This is a genomic window from Agrobacterium burrii (assembly GCF_017313405.1).
Taxonomy (GTDB): Bacteria; Pseudomonadota; Alphaproteobacteria; order Rhizobiales; family Rhizobiaceae; genus Agrobacterium; species Agrobacterium burrii.
This window is the reverse complement of sequence record NZ_JAFLNA010000019.1, coordinates 1-18,549: the sequence shown is the minus strand read 5'-3', so window position 1 is coordinate 18,549 and position 18,549 is coordinate 1. Positions and strand designations below refer to the sequence as shown.

The window sequence follows — 18,549 nt, the reverse complement described above, 5'->3', positions numbered from 1 at the left end:
CTGATCGTTGCGGCCAGGGAGGGGAGGCGCGCGCGGTGCACACATAACTGCAGGCCGCCGCGCCCTTGGTTTAATCGGTTCATTTACGCGGGAACAGTTGTCACCGCACCATCGGGTTGCCCCACCATGGGCGCGACGGTGACGACGCTTGCCCCGTGAAAAAGCACTCGCACGCAGGTTTGGCTCCACTGGGGCGCGACCAAGCAATGGAGGAATTGAAATGTTCGCTTTAGGCGTGGACTACGGAACGAATTCGGTGCGCGCGCTGATTGTTCGCTGCAAAGATGGAGAGGAATTCGGCACAGGCGTCGTTGAGTATCCAAGCGGAAATCAAGGCATCCTTCTCGATTCGCTCGACCACAACATCGCGCGTCAGAACCCCGCCGACTATCTGTTTGGCTTGAAGGCATCGGTTAAACTCGCCATCGAGCAGGCACGCCAGCGACCGGCCTTCGACCCGGCCGCGATTGTCGGTATCGGTGTTGATACGACCGGCTCGAGTCCCATTCCGGTGGATGCAAATAACCAACCTTTAGCACTTGATCCTCGCTGGCAGGACAATCTCGCAGCACACTGCTGGCTTTGGAAAGATCATTCCAGCTGGCGGGAGGCCGCGGCAATCACCAGCCTGGCGGCGGAACATCGGCCTCAGTACATCGCGATGTGCGGCGCGACGTACTCGTCCGAGTGGTTCTGGTCGAAGATCTGGCACTGCCTCAAGGTTGCGCCGGATGTTTTCAAGGCGGCATATTCCTGGGTGGAGCTTGCCGACTGGATCCCGTCCGTGTTGGCAGGTGTGACCAACGTGCATCATGTCAAGCGCGGGATGTGCGCTGCCGGACACAAGGCGATGTACAACCGGCAATGGGGCGGCCTTCCCGACAGGGAATTCCTTTCAATGCTTGACCCTGAAATCGCCGACCTGCGCGACCGGCTCTACGACTGGGCGCAGGATGCGGCCAGCCCGGCGGGTTGGCTTTCGAGTTCCTGGGCCGAGGAACTCGGTCTCTCGAAAGGCATTCCCATCGCAATCGGCGCTTTCGACGTCCACTACGGTGCGATCGGTTGCGGTGTTACAGAAGGTACCCTGGTCAAAGTCATCGGTACCTCCACCTGTGACTGCGCCGTAGTCTCGGTCGAACGAGAGATCGAAACGATTCCCGGCATCTGCGGCATTGTCAACGGCTCCATCTTGCCGCGTTACTATGGCATCGAGGCTGGCCAGTCCGCCGTCGGCGACATCTTCAAATGGTGGGTCGAGGTTGTCTGCCAGGGCGACGGCCCGATGCACGCTGCGCTCACGGCCGAGGCCGAAGCGCAAGCGCCGGGGCAGTCTGGTTTGCTCGCGCTGGACTGGAACAATGGCAACAGGACCATTCTCGTTGACCAGCTTCTTTCTGGTCTTGTTTTGGGACAGACGCTCTACAGCACCCGAGCTGATATCTACCGCGCGCTTGTCGAGGCGACGGCGTTCGGCGCCCGCGCCATTATCGAGCGCCTGCGAGACAGCGGCGTTGCGGTTGACCGTGTTATCTGCACGGGCGGTATCGCGGAGAAAAATCCGATGCTGATGCAGATCTATGCGGACGTGATCGGTTGCACAATGCTGGTCGCGCGCTCCAGTCAGACCTGCGCGCTGGGTGCGGCGATCGCAGCCTCGGTCATGGCGCAGGTACATGACAGCTTCGACACGGCAATTGCCGCAATGACCGCATTGCGGTCGGAAAGATACGAGCCGATGGCGGAAAATGGTGTGGTCTACGATCGGCTCTACGCCCTTTACCGTACCCTGCATGACAGCTTCGGAGGCGTCGACAACGCAGCTGATCTATCGCGCGTCATGAAAGACCTTCTCGAAATTAAATTTGCCGCAGCCAACGGGTTGAAGGACCTGAACGGATCCGGCGACAATCTTCAAACCGCGATTGGATGATATGACAATGATAGCTTTGAGCACGCCGAAAATCTGGTTCGTTTGCGGATCGCAGCATCTCTACGGCCCCGGCCCCTTGCAGGAAGTGTCTGACCACGCCCGGCAGATCGCTGCGGCCATGGCGCAGTCGGGCGCCCTCGCGCTCGATTTCGTCTGCAAGCCGATCGTTACCACCGCAGACGAGATTACCCAGCTTTGCCTCGACGCCAATACCGATGCGGATTGCGCGGGGCTTGTGTTGTGGATGCACACGTTCTCGCCAGCGAAGATGTGGATCCGCGGACTGTCGCAATTGCACAAGCCGTTTTTACACCTGCACACCCAGTTCGATCGCGACTTGCCTTGGGACAGCATCGACATGGATTATATGAACCTCAACCAGTCCGCCCACGGTGATCGGGAAGCAGGTTTCATACACACGAGGCTGCGGCTCGGTCGCAAGGTCGTCGCCGGGCACTGGTCGGATCCGCTTGTTCTCCGGCGGATCGATGCATGGATGCGCGCCGCGCGCGCCTGGCATGACTGGCAAGGCGCCCGCTTCTGCAGGTTCGGCGACAATATGCGCGATGTCGCGGTAACCGAGGGCGACAAGGTGGCAGCAGAAATTGCTTTTGGTTTCTCTGTCGACGGCTATGGTATCGGCGATCTGGTCGCGTTGATGAATGCCGTGCCGCAGGGCGACGTCGATGCCCTAATCGAGGAATATGAGACGCAGTTCGTCATTGCACCTGCATTGCAAAGAACGGGCGACCGTCACGAAGCGCTGCGCTATGCGGCGCTACAGGAACTTGGCATTCGCGCTTTTCTGACGCAAGGCGGGTTTAAGGGCTTCACGACCACGTTCGAGGACTTGCATGGCTTGAGGCAATTGCCGGGTCTGGCACCACAGCGGCTGATGGCCGACGGTTTTGGTTTCGCCGGCGAGGGTGACTGGAAAACTTCAGCCCTTCTGCGCGCGATGAAGGTTATGGGCCACGGCAAGACGGGTGCAACCTCCTTCATGGAAGACTACACCTACCATATGGCCTCCGGCAGCGAGCGTGTGCTGGGTGCGCATATGCTGGAGATCTGCCCGACGATCGCGGCAACGAAACCCGAAATCCAGATCCATCCGCTTGGCATTGGCGGCAAGGAGGATCCGGTCCGCCTTGTTTTCGATTCCCGGACGGGACAGGCGCTGAATGCGACACTAGTCGATCTTGGCAACCGATTCCGTTTATTGGTCAACGAAGTGGAAGCGGTGGAGCATCCGGCCTTGCCGAACTTGCCGGTCGCGCGCGCCGTGTGGACCTGCAAACCGGACTTCAAGACCGCGACAACCGCCTGGATTCTTGCCGGCGGCGCACACCACACAGGCTACAGCTACGATGTCACCACGGAGATGCTGGAAGACTTCGCGACGATCGCCGGCATCGAACTGGCGGTCATCGATGCTGGCACAACATTGTCAGCCTTCAAGCAGGATCTGCGCAACAACGAAGTCTACTACCACTTCGCCCGCGGGATCCGCGCCTGAGGAGGACCGACCATGTATCTTGAATTGAAACGGGAAGCCTTTGAGGCGAATGTCGCCCTGCCGCGGCTCGGTCTGATCAATCTGACCTTTGGCAATGCCAGCGCTGTGGACAGGGCACGCGGGGTCTTCGCGATCAAGCCCAGCGGTGTCGACTATGCTGATCTGACGCCCGACGACATGGTCGTCATCGACATGGATGGCGTCAGGGTCGAGGGCAAGCTCAATCCGTCGTCGGACACGCCGACGCATCGCTGCTTATTTCTTGCATTTCCAGGCATCGGCGGTGTTGTTCACACGCATTCCTCCTGCGCGACGGCTTTTGCGCAGGCGGGTCGATCAATCCCGATCTTCGGCACCACTCACGCCGATTATTTCAACGGCGATATTCCCGTGACCCGGCAGATGACCCCTGACGAGATCTCGGGTGCCTATGAATGGGAAACCGGTAATGTCATCGTCGAGCGTTTCCGCGACATCGAGCCTCTCGATTTCCCCGGCGTTCTCGTCAACCGGCATGCGCCATTTACCTGGGGCAAGTCCGTCGCCAAGGCGGTAGAGGCGGCCGTTGCGGTCGAATGCATCGCGCGTATGGCGCAGATGTCGCTCCAGCTCGAACCGGGCCTGCTGACGATTGAACAGGAATTGCTGGCAAGGCACTTCCAGCGCAAGCATGGAGCCACCGCCTATTATGGCCAAGCGCAGGCAGCCGAAAATTGCTGACCTTCCCGGACGAGCATAGCGCCGCCAGACACTTCGAACGACCGGAAGGGCGAGGGCGATGGTAGGATGATGGACCTCAGGCAACAAACACGCTTTTGGCAGTTTCATAACCGCGACGCCGAGGTGGCCAGTTTGGCTATCTCAAATGTTTTGTCACCGGTGCAACTTTCGCCCCTTGGGACCGATGGTAATTTCCATCACTCTATCCAAATCGCGCAGATTGACGACATTTATGTGTGGCACTCAATATCTTCAACCGGATTTTTATCGAAGAAACAACTGGCTCGAAATTCCATGTTTGAGTTGCACTTTGTGGAAGCAGGCGGTTGTTCCACAGTTATAGACAAACACGCCATGGAAAGCGGCCCCGGTGATGCGCTTCTATTCAAAGACCTCAGTTATCAGGATATTGTCTGCCAGCCTGATACGGCGTTACTCTGCATAGCAATTCCCGCGGCACGCTATTCCATGCTGATGGCATCCAAGTTCGGGGATCCGTCGGCAGACCTGTTGGCAATGCAGCCTGTCGCGAGTTCTCGCACCTCAAGCATAGGATCCCTGAAGCAAATCGTCGATTTGGTGTTGTCGTTGGGACGCGATGCTCCGGTCCAGGAGGATACCTCCACAGCCGCCCAACTCTTCTGTGAAGGCATTCTCACGTTTTTCGCCGAAAGCTGGCCAAGATCGTCTGGTCATCCAACGAACCATTCTGCAAGGCCGTTCTACATCAAAAGGGCTATGGAATGGATCCAGTCTCATGCTGCGGACAAAGTAACTCTGGAACAACTCGCGGCGGTATCGGGGGTCAGCGGTCGGACGCTTCAACTCGGGTTTCAGAGTTTTTGTGGCCTCAGCCCGATGGCGTTTCTACAAAATGTCAGACTGCAAAAAGCCTATCAGGACCTGGTCTCGGAGCCCGCATCGACCACCGTTGACGAGATCGCCCGACGATGGAGGTTCTCAAATCCAGGAAAATTTGCAGCCGATATTCGCGCGACATACGGAGAAAATCCGCTTGTCATCAGACGACGGCCCAAAAAAACGTCATGCGAGATTTCAGCAAGCCTGGCGACAACGAGAGAATAGCGCACGCTTTATAAGGCTAGGATCATACGAATCACGCAAGTCCATACAGCCGACGCAAGACAACGAGAACGCTACAAATTTAGTTATATTTTGTAAACCAATGCGAAGCTTCACTCACAAAAAGTTATCCGTCAAAAATCACATTTCTCCGACACGGTATTGCGGCTTTGGTCGACCTGAATCAGAGAGCGTTGTTTAGACGAAATACTTCGCGGAATGAAACCGTATCCCTCGCACCTTCGGCAGAATGATTTTGCTTCCGGTCCATGCGTTCATACAAGCAGCGTTTCCTGCTGGGAGCTAAAAATGAAACGGCCTCAAATCAAAACTGCACTTATTTCTGCCCTCGCACTGATAGCAGTCTCCGTTCTTGGATTTGCCGTTATGGCAATTTTCAGCATGAGTGCCCTTAATCAAAGCACTGAAGTGATTACATCCACATGGATGCCTAAGGTCAGCCTGTCAAAAGACATGAGCATAGAACTTGGCAATGCGCGGCGCGGCTATCTTAACCATATCGTCGCTCTGGACGCCGCCGCGATCACGTCTGCCGAGGAAAGCATTTCGATAGCGAACTCAGCGTTTTTCGACGCGATATCGAAGTACGAGACCTATGTCGCCGATGATTTTGGCCGCCAACGTATCGCCAAGGTGAAAGCCTCATTTGAGGAACTCTCCAAACTGGGAACTGTGGTGATCGAGCTATCGCGAGCACAAAAAAACGCTGAAGCTGTAAAATTTCAGCAGGAACTGATGCGCCCAAAGGCAAACCAGATCAATAAGCTGCTTGATGAAATTGTTGTGTTCAACTCCGACGGCGCAACGGCCGGACAGGTAGCGAGTAATGCAACCTACAACTCGACAATGATGCTCACTTATATGATTGTCACGCTGTGTCTTGCCGTCATCCTAGCCTCGATTTGGTTCGCCGTTTCCGGTATTGCCAAACCAATTCAGACGATCACAGTCGCTATGAGGCGTCTTGCCGCTGGCGACAGCGCGACCGCTGTCCCCTACGAAGGCCGCGCCGACGAGATCGGCGATATGGCAGCCGCCGTCGAGGTATTCCGCTCCAATGCTGTCGCCAACCTTCGTCTTGAGCAAGAGGCTGCCGCCAACCGCAGCCTTTCGGAAGAGGAGCGTCAGCGCAAGGCGGAAGCTGACCGCGCGCGTGCAGAGGAGATGGCGGAGGCAACGCTCCGTTTGGGCGAAGGTTTGAAGCATCTGGCAAGCGGCGACCTGACCTTCCAACTCGCAGTCCCATTCGCGCCGAACTTCGAAACCTTGCGTTCCGACTTCAACGCTGCAGTGGCGCAGCTATCCGAAACCCTGCGGGCTGTGGCCGACGCAACCCGCGCCATCGACAACGGCAGCCGCGAGGTCAGTGTCAGCGCCGATGATCTTTCCAAGCGGACCGAACAGCAGGCCGCAGCCCTTGAGGAAACGGCCGCAGCCCTCGACCAGATCACCGTAAATGTTGCTAATTCCTCCAAACGCGCTGAGGAAGCCCGCAAGGTTGCGGTGCAGGCCAATGAGAGTGCGGCGCAGTCCGGACGGGTGGTCGCCAATGCCGTCGATGCCATGCAGAAGATCGAGGCTTCTTCAAACCAGGTCTCCAACATTATCGGCGTCATCGACGAGATCGCTTTTCAGACCAATCTCCTGGCGCTAAATGCGGGCGTCGAGGCGGCACGTGCTGGAGATGCCGGCAAGGGATTTGCTGTTGTTGCCCAGGAAGTACGCGAACTAGCTCAGCGCTCGGCTCAAGCGGCCAAGGAAATCAAAGATCTAATCCGCAACTCTTCTGTCGAGGTACAGAGTGGCGTCAAACTCGTGAGCGAAACCGGTGACGCGTTGAAGACCATCGAAGGCTACATCGTCACGGTCAACCAACACATGGACTCGATTGCCTCCTCCGCGAAAGAGCAGTCCGTTGGCCTTGCCGAGGTTAATACCGCTGTTAATCAGATGGACCAGGTCACCCAGCAGAACGCCGCTATGGTCGAGGAGACCAGTGCCGCAGGTGCCACGCTTGCCAATGAGAGCGGTAGGTTGCGCGAACTCATCTCGCAGTTTCAGCTCGGCGGCGTCTTGCGTCAGACCGCGTCTGTCATGGCAGCGGGTCCTGCTCATTCCCCTGTCCGTAAACTGGCAAGCAAGGTCGCCAAAGCGTTCTCCGGCAATGCAGCCGTCAAGGATACCTGGGAGGACTTTTGATGGAAAGTTCACGACACTCCGCCAGCGGTACGACGGAGATGCTTGAGATCATCGCTTTCAGACTGCACGATCAGGAGTTTTGTGTGCGCACGACGACCATCCGCGAAATTCGCGGATGGGGCCCGGCCACCCCAATCCCGCATGCGCCAGAGGAGGTCATCGGGGTCATGAACCTGCGCGGCATGGTGATCCCGATCATCGACCTTGCCAACAAGCTGGGCATGAGAAGTACCGACCCGAACGAGCGCAGCGCCATCGTCGTTGCCGAAGTTTTTGATATGGCCATGGGTCTCGTCGTTGATAGGGTCTCGGACATACTGACGATCCCCGCATCGCTGCTTCAGCCGGTTCCGGAAATCAGCATGTCTCCAGGCATGCGATACGCTGATGGGATCATCGCCCAGTCCGGCGGAATGATCTGCTTCCTTAATCTGGAGCGGATGTTCGAGAAGTTCGAAACCACGGGCGTGATCGCGGCTTAGAGGTCACGCGCAAGAAAAGGAGCCACCATGTGGTTCCCCAAAGGGTTCGCAGAGTTGCCGGAAAGACTGAAATCCCCTTCCAGATGTGCTCGTCCACTACGGCACAGTCGGTCGGTTATCAAACCCCGCCTTAAAAGTGAAAGTTATACGAAGATGCTCAAGCATATCAAACCAGAGCAGGTGCGTTTGGGGATGTTCATCGAATCGGTTGACGGTGACTGGAAAGGTCAGCGTTTCTGGAAAAGCCGCTTTTTGCTCGTTTGTCCCAAAGATGCAGAATCTCTGCGAAGCAGTAGTGCTGACGACATTGTCATCAACACGGACGAGGGTGCCGATGTCGCTCTTGCCCCACCCCGGAGAAATAGCGGCACCCGTCGCGCCGTGCGCGCTACCCAGCTGGCGCGGGCCCTCCAAACGATCGAACACGCGAAGCCACTCATTGAGACGATGTTCGAAGACGCAAGAATGGGAAAGAGCATACCTGTTGGCAACGCGATGCGTGTCGTTGACGAAATCGCGGCGTGCATGAATGATAGTGCGCGTGCGTTGGTCGCGGTAAGTCGGCTCAAAACCAGGGACGAACATACATTCCTTCATTCAGTGGCCGTGACTGCGTTGATGGTCCATTTGGGCCGTTCGATCAAGGCCGACGAAAATACCATCCAGGTCCTAGGACTGGGTGGTTTGCTGCACGACGTCGGGAAAGTAAAAACGCCGCTCGACATCCTGAACAAGATCAGTCGGCTCACCGACCCGGAGATGGCACTGGTTCGTCAACATCCGCTCCAAGGCTATGAGCTATTGTCACGTCAGGGAGATATGCCCGACGCCGTTCTGGATATATGTATGCACCATCATGAGAGACTGGACGGAAAGGGTTACCCCAAAGGCTTGTCAGGATGTGAGATCACTCTGCCAGTTCGAATCGCATCCATTTGCGATGTATATGATGCTCTCACATCGAAGCGACCCTACAAGCAAGCCTGGGTTCCGGGTGATGCCGCCGAATTCATGTTTAAGCAGGAAGGGCAGTTCGATCAAACGCTACTCCGGTGTTTCTTTCGTAGTTTGAGTGCGATTGGTATGCGCTAGGAGCGGTTTGCGCCTCGCAGCGAAAAGCACGTCGATCGCCTCTTCAATGAAGCCGAACAGATTGCCGGCGAGGATGATGGCGACAGTGAAGATGACGACGTCATCGACCTGCCGGACACTGGCCTGCCGCCAGCGGAAAAGCCGGAAGGCAAGAAGCGCGGCCGCAGGCCCTTGCCGGAAAATCTGCCGCGCGAACGTGTCGAGTATGACCTTCTCGACGATCAGAGCAAGACCCTGCATTCCCTTGCGCATATCGCAATGGCCGCTCGCAATCCAAACCCGCACGCTTGAACTGATCGGGATCATTTGAGCGCGCGCATCACGGCAGCAGCAAGGTCGTGAGGTGCAAAAGACGCAATCTTCACCTTCGTGCCGTCGGCAAATTCAACACAGACGGCCGCCGACCCACCAACGGCACTGCCCGAGAAATCCATAACCGTCGCCGGCACAAAAGCAGGCCCATCTTTCACAGTCAGCGCTTGGCGCCGCCACGTGTACAGCAGCCCCGTCGAAACATCAAAACGGCGCGCTACCTCCGAGACATTTGCCCCCGGAGCAAATGCTGCCTCCAGAATTTCCAGCCGTTGGTCCGGTGACCAACGACGACGCCGTTCGTGACCTGTCAGCAAAATGGCGTGTGCCATAGTTCCTCATTGCGCTCTTAAGTCCACTCTCAAGAGCGCAAAATCACGGTATCGCTAAAAACTCGCAAGGCGGTCCACGCCGGAGCGATACTTTCCTATGTCGATGGGAAGTATCGAAATCGTCATGATCTGGCTCCTCTTCCTTCAATGACGAGCATCATACTCTATGTTCTCGGAACGGAGGGCCATCCCATAACCAACAGCTAACGTTAATTTGCCAAATTGCCAAGTATGGAAGTGAATTACAGCTTGAGGCCAAATTTGCTTCGCCCTGATCCGCTAGTAATACCGATTTGGGCGAAAGCATTGATCTGAACGGGTTGTGCTGATGCTCGGAGTCTATTGTTAGAAAGAGCTATGAAATATTATTCGATCGATATTCTGTTCAGCGGCATCCAATCGCTGAGCCTTGCGGATCGCTAGTGGATTTTGTCCGTACCTCTGTCGAATTTGAGCTGAGAACTTGCCAGGATTGGTGAAGCCCCAGCGCCTTGCAATATCATCGATTGTAACAGTCTCAGGGCCGGTCACTAGATCGTTGTATGCGCACTCTAGCCGAAACTTAAGTAAATATCCCATAGGACTCAGCTCGACAAAATTTCGAAACCCGAGTTGCAGCGTCCGAACGCTAACACCTGAAGCGGAGACGAGATCTTCCAGGTTGACTTTCTGCATAGCATTGGCATGTATCCAGTCGATGGCGCGCTTAACGTAAAACGGCCTTACAGTTTCGTTCCTTCTTTGACAGCCCCGCCGAGGCCAGCTTTCAATAAACATAGCAAAAAATGCTTCGCTCAACACACTGGCTCCAAGCGATTTCCCCCCGGTCGGTCGCTCGTTACTGCTAACGGAAATCAGGAGTTTGGCCGCCTCCTTCAAACACTGCAACTTTGGTTGGATGCCACTCGCCATGCAATGCATGCTTGAAAGGTCTTGCCGCGGATCTCCAAATCTACTTTCATACAGACGCATAAAGTGGGCAGAGGGCATCGTGACGCAGATTTGAGATGTCCCTGGTTCACTCATCAGGTCGTGCCTTACGGTGTCGCGAAGCAGATAGGCGGTCCCGGCACTCGCATCAACGACAGAATTATTAGTCCTTGAGAAACAGCGCCCCTTTTCTACAAAATGCAGCTCAATCGAAGGCTGCTGTGTTGCCACGGAAGCCATCAAATATCCGGTCGACGAGGAGGTTTCCCACACACTGATGTCGCCCACAAGGACAAACCGGATCGCCATCTGGAACGTCGCATCGGAATTGAGCGCAGAGTATATTGCGTGCGTCGAAATCTTGGAGACAGCTGTATTCACCGTAGCTGGTTCATCACTAGAAACTTCAATGAATTCTATGCGGCACTTTGAGTTCGGCATCAGATACAAACGTCATGTGAGAACAAGCCTTGATCGACTCTAAAAACATCTATGATATGCCAATGCCAGCCGGCGAAAGGTCAGATAGTTGACGAATTCTGCCAAACTGATGTTCAGGAGTTTTGGAGGACTTCATGGCTGAGGCGATCACGGTGCAAATGTTTGCTTACACCGGAATGAATCTGCTTGATTTTTCGGGGCCATTTGAGGTGTTCCTCATGGCTAACTATTTGAACAAAAGCGGCGCACACTTTTACGACGTCACTGTGGTCTCGCGTGACGGACAGGTAGGCTTGCCTTCTGGCCTCATGTTGAAAACTTTGAAGATCGACGCTGCCGCGCCCTCACAGCATACCTTGATAGTACCCGGAGGGTCGAACCCCAGGCTCTTTCTGGACGACAAAGATCTTGGATCCTGTCTTTCCCGTCAGTGCGAGAAATCGGCAAGGTTGGCCGCAGTGTGTAGCGGTACGTTCGCCCTGGCAGTGACCGGCCATCTTCGTGGACGCCGGGCAACAACACATTGGGAACACTACAGTGAACTGGGGCGATGTTTTCCCGACATCATTGTCGAACGTGGCCCGATTTTTATCAACGATGGTCATGTCTGGACATCGGCAGGCGTGACCGCAGGTATAGACTTGGCTCTCGCGCTGGTAGAAGAGGACATGGGCAGGTCGATCGCACTCGCAGTTGCACGGCACCTCGTCATGTTTCTTAGTCGTCCTGGTGACCAAACACAATTCAGTGCTCCTCTGAACCTGCAGTCCAAAAGCAATCGCTTCTCGGATTTACACGCTTGGATGTCTGAAAACTTGGCTAACGATCTGTCAGTGCCCGCTTTGGCCAGGCGTATGAACATGACTGAAAGGACATTCATGCGACATTATCGGGCGCAACTCGGCAACACGCCTAGTAAGGTTGTGGAATCGCTGCGGCTTGACGCGTCACGTGACCTTCTGCTTAACACCTCGTTGTCTATCAAGGACATCGCTGGGAAGTGTGGTTTCTCCAACGAGGAGACATTCAGTCGGCGATTTTCGAACACGTTCGGCACCAGTCCGGGACAACACCGACTGCATTTCAGGTGCCGGTAGCACGTGCGATGGCTGCGCTAGCGCTCACGTGGCCGCCGTTCTGCCGAGGGACTTCCGCGACGAGCTTCAAGTTGATCCTGGATCCCGTTTGTAGCCTCGTTTGCGTTGCAAGACAGCGCGATCGCATTGGATTGAACCACCGTACGGAGGTGAACGTTGTCGATGATAACGACGTTCACTCATTGAACTGGATCATGTCGTTCTGTCAAGATTGCGTAAAAACATACTTCTTACGCAATAATATTTTTGGATGTTGACACCACACAAGCAAAGTAAAGGACTTCTTTATTATTAAGAAGGATGTTCCTTCTTAAATGGCTGGCCGAGAAAATTGTTCGCCGATCAAATCGATCTTTTTAGCCGCTGTAAAAAAATCCTTCAACGAAGGAGTGATAATGTCGAACATCATTTGCAAGACAGTGGCTTGTAAAATGTAAGAGCTTGAGAGTTGCGTAGTCTGTAGAGCGCCTCGGATCGAAGAGCCCGTGTGATAACGGTTCGCGCTCCTTTTGCACTAGGTGAATGAGAGCAAGCCGTTTTTTCTTGTTGGTTTCGAGTTTTGGAGCATCTCGACATGGATGGACCGGTGCTGCCTAGCTCAGGCTTATCGGGAGATCCGGATTGCGATGCGTCATGAACGCTGGCCATTTATTAACTTGGTCAACCGTGCGTTATCAACGTTGCAGATTCCAATGCAAGGGATTGCTAGTTTGGGCTGGTCACAACACCGAATTTATCCATAAAAGTTCCATAAAAAGGATTATGCAATCTTAGATTGATTCTTGGTAGCGGCAACAGCTAAGAGGTGTAAATGACCTGTTCCACCTGACACTAAGACGGAGTAGAAAATGCAACATTGGCTGGACAAGCTAACCGATCTTGCCGCACTTCGAGGCGACGAACATGTCCTGAAGGATGCCCTGACCCAACTTACCCAACAGGCCGGCTTCGGCGGGTATGCCTATTTATACATCAGGCCAGGTCATACGGTCGCCGCCTCTAACTATCACCCAGAATGGCGGGCGCTCTATTTCAAGAGAAAATTCGAAGCCATTGATCCTGTTGTCAGCCGAGCCAAGTCTCTGAAGCAGGCTTTTGCGTGGAGCGGAGAGCAAGAAAGGCAGCGATTTTCAAAGGAAGAGCGTAAATTCTTTGACTTAGCGGCCGATTTTGGCATTCGCTCAGGAATTACGATTCCCATTAAAGCCGCGAACGGCTCGACGTCGATGTTTACACTGGCATCCGATTTGACAACACTCCAACTCGACCGAGATATCAATCCGATCGCCGCAGCCGCCGCGGTCGGCCAGCTCCATATACGCATGTCGTTGATGCCCCTGATACCGGACGGGCAGCGTCCCGATTGGCTCGACCCCAAAGAGGCCGCCTACTTAAATTGGATTGCTGTTGGCAAAACCATGGAGGAAGCCGCAGACTTAGAGGGCGTCAAATACAATTCGGTAAAGAGCAAACTCGAAGAGACCCGGAAGCGCCTCGAAATTCACACCATGCCACATCTCGTTGCGCTCGCTGTCCGCGCCAGGCTCATCTGAGGGAGGACTCAGTTAACCGATACTTTTGGAATGTAGCCCAGAACTCCGACCAGCGTGTTCAGCGAGCCCATTTGGGCATGCATCTCAATCATCGCTTCGATGTACTGGAGATGCTGCACTCCCCCTGCAGATTTCCCTGTCTTGAAGTCGTCCGGCAACGCCTGGAACAGTTGATCTGACCTTTCAAGCAGCTGCCGGTGGAGCCGCACGGCATTGATGGTGAGAATTTCCACATCCGTCTTGTTAAGGCCACGCGTCAGCCCGACCACGGGGCGCAGTTCACATGTTTCTAGCATCGAAGAATCTTCCGAAACCATCTGCCATCCAACCAAGGTATCGTCCGCGGTGCGCCCCCGCCAACATTAATCTTCTGATCCCAAGCCGGGGGTTGGAAACTGTACTCAGACAGTCCTACGACCTTTAGCCGGAGCCTGGACATACGTCGCAAGCCCCCGGCCATAAAGCCAGAGGATTCTGATGCTGCATCGGCCAGCATCAACCGCTGAGTAGGGGTTTCCACACCCCGGAGCAGCGCGTACTGCTCTACCTGCTCTTATAGAGGTCGCTTGGCGTTTTCGCTAGGGGAGCAGAGCGACAAATGCTTTGCAGATCTGCAGGACCAGCGAGCCTAAGGTCTTGAGCCGATGCCGGAAAGGTCGATCCTAATGCTGGCATTGTTCGGATTGCTGACTTCAGCCTCGGTTTGCGCCTCGACAGGGATTGCGTCGGCTCCATCGCCCGGATGGGGTTCTGATTGCTTGCGACCGATTGGTTGAGCGATCTTGATCTGACCAGGGTCTTCCGCGCGAAACACCGCCACCCCTTCGAAATACCCCGTCTGCCACGCGATAATCGCGTCATCGAATACTTGCGGCAACACCTCCTCGCTCGTTGGGCCGCCATACCATTTGATGACGATCCGGTAGATCTTCGCGAACAGCGCCGTGCCCATGCGGATGTTCTCGCACGCGTCGACAAGATCTGCCTTCAGCTGACCCGCCTCCAGGATACCAAGCCCGGCGGGATATTGCGTCATCCCGACGCGCACGATGTTACGGCCGAGATTGTCGCGGATCAGCGCCAGCGCCTCTTCCGGTGTCTTCGGTTTCGGCACGAGCACGGTGCGGTTTCCCGAGCGAACCATAATCGCCAGCGGGTCCTGCGAGCCCGCGCGTTCGATGAATTGCTCGACAACGGCGAGTTTCAGACCGGGATCGGCGCAATGTTGAACCAGGGCGGCATCGACCATCGTAAAAATCTCCTCAGGTGTTGAAGGCCATGATGACAGGCAGGCCAAACAGCCTCGCCCAGGCGGTTACGCTCGCCTTCTGGATCGCAACGATCGAGGTGCTGTCGGTCCACCAGCCATTGCCCATGGCAAGGATGATGTCGGGAGAATGCAGCATCGATTGGAGGACCGGCCAGAGGACAAGCTGCTCGTAGCAGATCAGCGGCGCGATCCTGGTTCCACCAACCTCAACCACCGGGTTGCCGAAGAAGTCGGCCCGCGCGCCACCGCCCTGCCCGGTCCATTGTTGCCACGGCTGCCACATCGAGCCTGGAACTGGCATGCGTTCGCGATAAAGCACATTCGCCGCGTCGGCCGAGATCGTCACCATGACATTGTCGTAGCCCCGCGGATCGACGATGGCTGCACCGGCGATGATGGTGAGGCCGGAGCCTCGCAGTCCCTCTTGCCAGACGCGCTGAACTATCGGCGTCCAGAAGCCGAGTGTGCTTTCGGGGAGGACAACAACGCGGATGCCGTCTTTATGAGCAGTGGCTTTGCGAACCGTGGCGATCAGGCCACGATGATGCTTTAGCGATGAATCGCGGCCGAGGCTTTCTCCCATTTCGAGATCGACGCTCGCCCATCCGGGTGTAAGCCTGCGGGGCATCCAGTCCGTGGCGGACCAGACGTAAAGTCCTCCCAGGACTGCGACCGCGATTTGCCATCTCCGACCGGTCATGACGACCAACAGAATCGCGGTCGCGACGAGGCCCCACCACCTCCATCCCGGAAACAGCACGCCGGCCGCCGTCAGCGGGTGCGCCCATCCGGTGATGCCGAAGGGTGGCAGCCCCGTCAACGCCATCGCCAGCAGATAGCGCACGGCCCTTGCCGAACCCGCTCCCCTCTTCCCGGACGCAAATTCACCAGGACGCATCGTCCAGAGTGCGGCATGCACGCCGACGAACGACACTGAGGCCGCCGCCCAGAAAAAAAGCCCAGGCCAGAGATCGGCGGTATAGAAGTTGGCGACGCCCTGCGGCAGGCCCCGTGAGGCGGCGAGGAAGTACCCGGTCGAAACAAGTGCTGCGACCCTCCGCGACGGCGACTGCGCCCAAAGCGCCGGGAAGACAATGGCGACCGGGAGAAGAGACACGTTTCCACTCCAGCCGAGCCAGCCACAGATGACGGAGGCGAGGACAAGCAGAGCAGACTTCCATCGATTGTCCACTTGGCCACCACCATTGTCATGGATCGAAGGTGATGATCGGCCGCGCCAGGCCAAGAAGACCGGAATCCGGAACCGGCCCAAAATATCGGCTATCATAGGAGCTCGCAAAGGATGAATGGAGAAACAGGGTTTTGGGCGGCACGACGCCGCCAGGATCGGGCACAAGCAACCTGCCCTCGCCATCCCTGTCGTGGACGGCTGAGCTGGCGAGAACGGTACCATCGATGACGACGTGACCGGTGATTTCGACATGCTGGCCGGGCAGTGCTGCAACTGTCTTGATCAGCGGCGCGACTCCCCCGACGCACAGACCGCAGCGGAGATAACCGCGACGGCGCGCTTGCTCGAACTTCGCATTCGCCGGCGGGCAGATGAACACCAGATCACCGACCTCGACAGGGCGATGAAGCTGCTCGATCCGCCAGAGCCCGAGCAGCTCACTCGGCGTCAGGTTCACCCGGTAGCCGCCAACCGCAGCACTGGTCACGAAGGCGCCGATGATGAGGATGGAGGCACTCACGAACATGATGGTGTAGCGCCGGCTCATTGCTTTACCACCGGAGACTGGCGTTGTGTCAGGCGCAGTTCCTCGACCTGTTTCAGCGTCTGTGCCGTGCGTTCATGAGCAGCAAGCTGCTGCGCCGTCCGCATGACCGGCCAGGCTTCTTTCAGCTGCTTCTTCTGTTCGGGCTTCATGCCCTCGGACAGTTTCTCGTACAGCGTTCCGGACGGCTCGCGTGCGGTGTTGGCAAGCAGCGTGCGCTCCCCGAACCGCTCGGTGATGGCCTGGTTAAACCCGTCGATCTCCTGCTTGGTTTCCCGGTTGCTGAGCGCGTATCCCATTGCCGCCGGCAGGTCGTTTCTGTCGATCGCATCGCACACCCGCTCCAACACCACACGCGCCGCCGGTGACAGCGCCGGAATGTCCATCGAGACACGCTGGCGCAGCGCATGTTCATCGGCCTGCAGCCGCTGCACGGCAGTTTCGCGCATCCGCAGATACTGCTCGAGATCGCGCTTCAGGGCGGGCACATTGATCTCCGCCACCCGGCGTGCCTCGCGATCAGCCTTGCTGGCGAGGATCCCGGTCTTGCCTTTCAGCGGCCCAATCGACGCCGGATCGGTCTCGACCTTCTGCAACACCTGACGCGCGATCTCCTTGTTGGCGAGAACATCGTCGAAGTTCATCGCCCGGAATGCCGTTTCGGGATCGGCAAACACATAGCGGAAGCGCGCGGAGACTTCCTCCCATTGCTGCTTCAGGGCGGGATCTGCGCCGAGCTTGTCACCGACTGTGTCAGCGACAGACCCGGGGAATGTCTTGATGCCTGCGACCATCGGCGCGGCCTCCTTCATCGTTTGAGTGGTCGGCGATTGCTGCAGGCCGAGACGCTCACCGAGCGCCCGAAGCCGCCGTGTTAGAACGGCCAGTCTGTCCTTCTGGCGTAGTGTCCAGTCGAGCCGGTCGCGGACGAGCGTGCGCGCCACCTGCATGATGTGCAGGCTCCGGTTCTCTGCGAACTGCAGCGCCTGCCGGTAAAGCGTGCCGCGCTCGTAATCGAGCGTGGTTTCCTTGGCGTTCCTGCGGGAGAGAACCTTCGAAAGTCCGCCTCTGTAGGCAAAGGATCGCTGGCCAAAATAAAGCTGCAGATCCTCGCGATGGCGGGTCATCGCCACATAGGTCAGATGCCGGTCGAGCGAGAGCGACGCCAGCACCTTGACCTTGTCAACGGTCGCACCTTGGCTCTTGTGGATCGTCGTGGCATAGCCATAATCGAGCTTGCTGTAGAAGCGCTGTTCGACGGTGACCTGCCGCCGCTGATCACCTTCTCCGATCATCACCACGATGCGGTTCGGCGCGGCTTCGACGACGTGTGCGATCATGCCGTTCCTGACACCGAGCGATCCCTCGTTCTTCAGGAAGACGATCTGGTCACCGACGTCGAAACGGCGCTCACCGTCGGCGGTTCTGAAGACCTGGCCTTCTCCGACGATACCGCGTTCGACGAGCTTTTCGCGGGCCATGACATTGAGCATGCGAACATCGCGGCGCAGATGGGCGAGGATCAACGTCGTCTTCGTCTGGTCGTAATCGTGGTTCCAGTCGGCGATCAGCGTCTCGACGGCTTCCGCCTTCAGTCGCGTGCCCGTGATCCTGACATTGGCGTCGTACGCCGCCAGCGCCTTCTCGACATTGCCGCGCGCCAGATCGAGCGATGCCTTGCGCATCCAGTCCTCGCGCTGGCGATAGATTGTCTCGAGTTCTGCATAACCGATGCGGTCAACGATGGCGCGGAAAGCAGCACCCGCCTCGATCGGCTGGAGCTGTTCGGGATCGCCGACCAGAACGATCTTGGCGCCTGCCCTGACGACGGC

The 18,549-nt window shown here is 56.7% G+C and carries 16 protein-coding genes and 1 pseudogene; 10 read left to right on the top strand and 7 right to left on the bottom strand.

Going from position 1 to position 18,549, the window contains the following annotated elements; all coding sequences use genetic code 11:
- The first annotated feature begins 220 nt into the window (after positions 1-220).
- The 8 genes and pseudogenes from JZX89_RS26000 to JZX89_RS25965 form a co-directional block, all read left to right on the top strand.
- Positions 221-1,933: a ribulokinase gene (locus JZX89_RS26000; protein WP_207135811.1), complete on the top strand. Its 1,713-nt coding sequence runs from the start codon at positions 221-223 to the stop codon at positions 1,931-1,933.
- A 1-nt stretch (position 1,934) separates the two neighbouring features.
- Entirely contained in the window at positions 1,935-3,449 is a 1,515-nt protein-coding gene (gene araA, locus JZX89_RS25995; protein WP_369809617.1) for an L-arabinose isomerase, read from the top strand.
- 12 nt (positions 3,450-3,461) lie between these two features.
- Positions 3,462-4,169, top strand: coding sequence for an L-ribulose-5-phosphate 4-epimerase AraD (gene araD, locus JZX89_RS25990; RefSeq protein WP_207135809.1), 708 nt, complete (start codon positions 3,462-3,464; stop codon positions 4,167-4,169).
- Between the two features lie 66 nt (positions 4,170-4,235).
- Entirely contained in the window at positions 4,236-5,255 is a 1,020-nt protein-coding gene (locus tag JZX89_RS25985) for a helix-turn-helix domain-containing protein (protein WP_207135808.1), read from the top strand.
- Between the two features lie 306 nt (positions 5,256-5,561).
- On the top strand, positions 5,562-7,472 hold the full coding sequence (locus tag JZX89_RS25980) for a methyl-accepting chemotaxis protein (protein WP_207135807.1): 1,911 nt from the start codon (positions 5,562-5,564) through the stop codon (positions 7,470-7,472).
- Entirely contained in the window at positions 7,472-7,954 is a 483-nt protein-coding gene (locus tag JZX89_RS25975) for a chemotaxis protein CheW (RefSeq protein WP_207135806.1), read from the top strand. Before JZX89_RS25980 ends, JZX89_RS25975 begins: the two co-directional genes overlap by 1 nt.
- Positions 7,955-8,107: 153 nt before the next feature.
- Positions 8,108-9,046 (top strand): HD-GYP domain-containing protein, encoded by a 939-nt coding sequence (locus JZX89_RS25970; protein WP_207135805.1) that lies wholly within the window; start codon positions 8,108-8,110, stop codon positions 9,044-9,046.
- A gap of 3 nt (positions 9,047-9,049) precedes the next feature.
- A pseudogene (locus JZX89_RS25965) lies at positions 9,050-9,271 on the top strand (IS66 family transposase); the annotation flags it as partial.
- A gap of 77 nt (positions 9,272-9,348) precedes the next feature.
- On the opposite strand, the gene tnpA reads toward JZX89_RS25965, so the two are convergent.
- Both tnpA and JZX89_RS25955 read right to left on the bottom strand, forming a co-directional pair.
- Positions 9,349-9,690, bottom strand: coding sequence for an IS66-like element accessory protein TnpA (tnpA, locus tag JZX89_RS25960; protein ID WP_207135804.1), 342 nt, complete (start codon positions 9,688-9,690; stop codon positions 9,349-9,351).
- Between the two features lie 345 nt (positions 9,691-10,035).
- Positions 10,036-11,001: an AraC family transcriptional regulator gene (locus tag JZX89_RS25955; RefSeq protein WP_207135803.1), complete on the bottom strand. Its 966-nt coding sequence runs from the start codon at positions 10,999-11,001 to the stop codon at positions 10,036-10,038.
- Between the two features lie 194 nt (positions 11,002-11,195).
- Between JZX89_RS25955 and JZX89_RS25950 the strand changes: the two genes are divergently transcribed.
- Both JZX89_RS25950 and traR read left to right on the top strand, forming a co-directional pair.
- On the top strand, positions 11,196-12,158 hold the full coding sequence (locus tag JZX89_RS25950; RefSeq protein WP_207135802.1) for a GlxA family transcriptional regulator: 963 nt from the start codon (positions 11,196-11,198) through the stop codon (positions 12,156-12,158).
- Between the two features lie 848 nt (positions 12,159-13,006).
- On the top strand, positions 13,007-13,711 hold the full coding sequence (traR, locus tag JZX89_RS25945; protein WP_207135801.1) for an autoinducer-binding transcriptional regulator TraR: 705 nt from the start codon (positions 13,007-13,009) through the stop codon (positions 13,709-13,711).
- A gap of 8 nt (positions 13,712-13,719) precedes the next feature.
- Here the strand turns inward: traR and JZX89_RS25940 are convergent, their stop codons facing one another.
- The 5 genes from JZX89_RS25940 to JZX89_RS25920 form a co-directional block, all read right to left on the bottom strand.
- Positions 13,720-14,028: a transcriptional repressor TraM gene (locus tag JZX89_RS25940; protein ID WP_207135800.1), complete on the bottom strand. Its 309-nt coding sequence runs from the start codon at positions 14,026-14,028 to the stop codon at positions 13,720-13,722.
- Between the two features lie 311 nt (positions 14,029-14,339).
- Entirely contained in the window at positions 14,340-14,960 is a 621-nt protein-coding gene (locus JZX89_RS25935; protein WP_207135799.1) for a TraH family protein, read from the bottom strand.
- A gap of 13 nt (positions 14,961-14,973) precedes the next feature.
- Positions 14,974-16,269, bottom strand: coding sequence for a conjugal transfer protein TraB (locus JZX89_RS25930; RefSeq protein ID WP_207135798.1), 1,296 nt, complete (start codon positions 16,267-16,269; stop codon positions 14,974-14,976).
- Positions 16,190-16,720: a conjugative transfer signal peptidase TraF gene (gene traF, locus JZX89_RS25925; protein WP_207135797.1), complete on the bottom strand. Its 531-nt coding sequence runs from the start codon at positions 16,718-16,720 to the stop codon at positions 16,190-16,192. Before traF ends, JZX89_RS25930 begins: the two co-directional genes overlap by 80 nt.
- The coding region (locus JZX89_RS25920; RefSeq protein ID WP_207135796.1) for a BID domain-containing protein at positions 16,717-18,549 on the bottom strand (1,833 nt) is incomplete at its 5' end. The genes traF and JZX89_RS25920, both read right to left, overlap by 4 nt.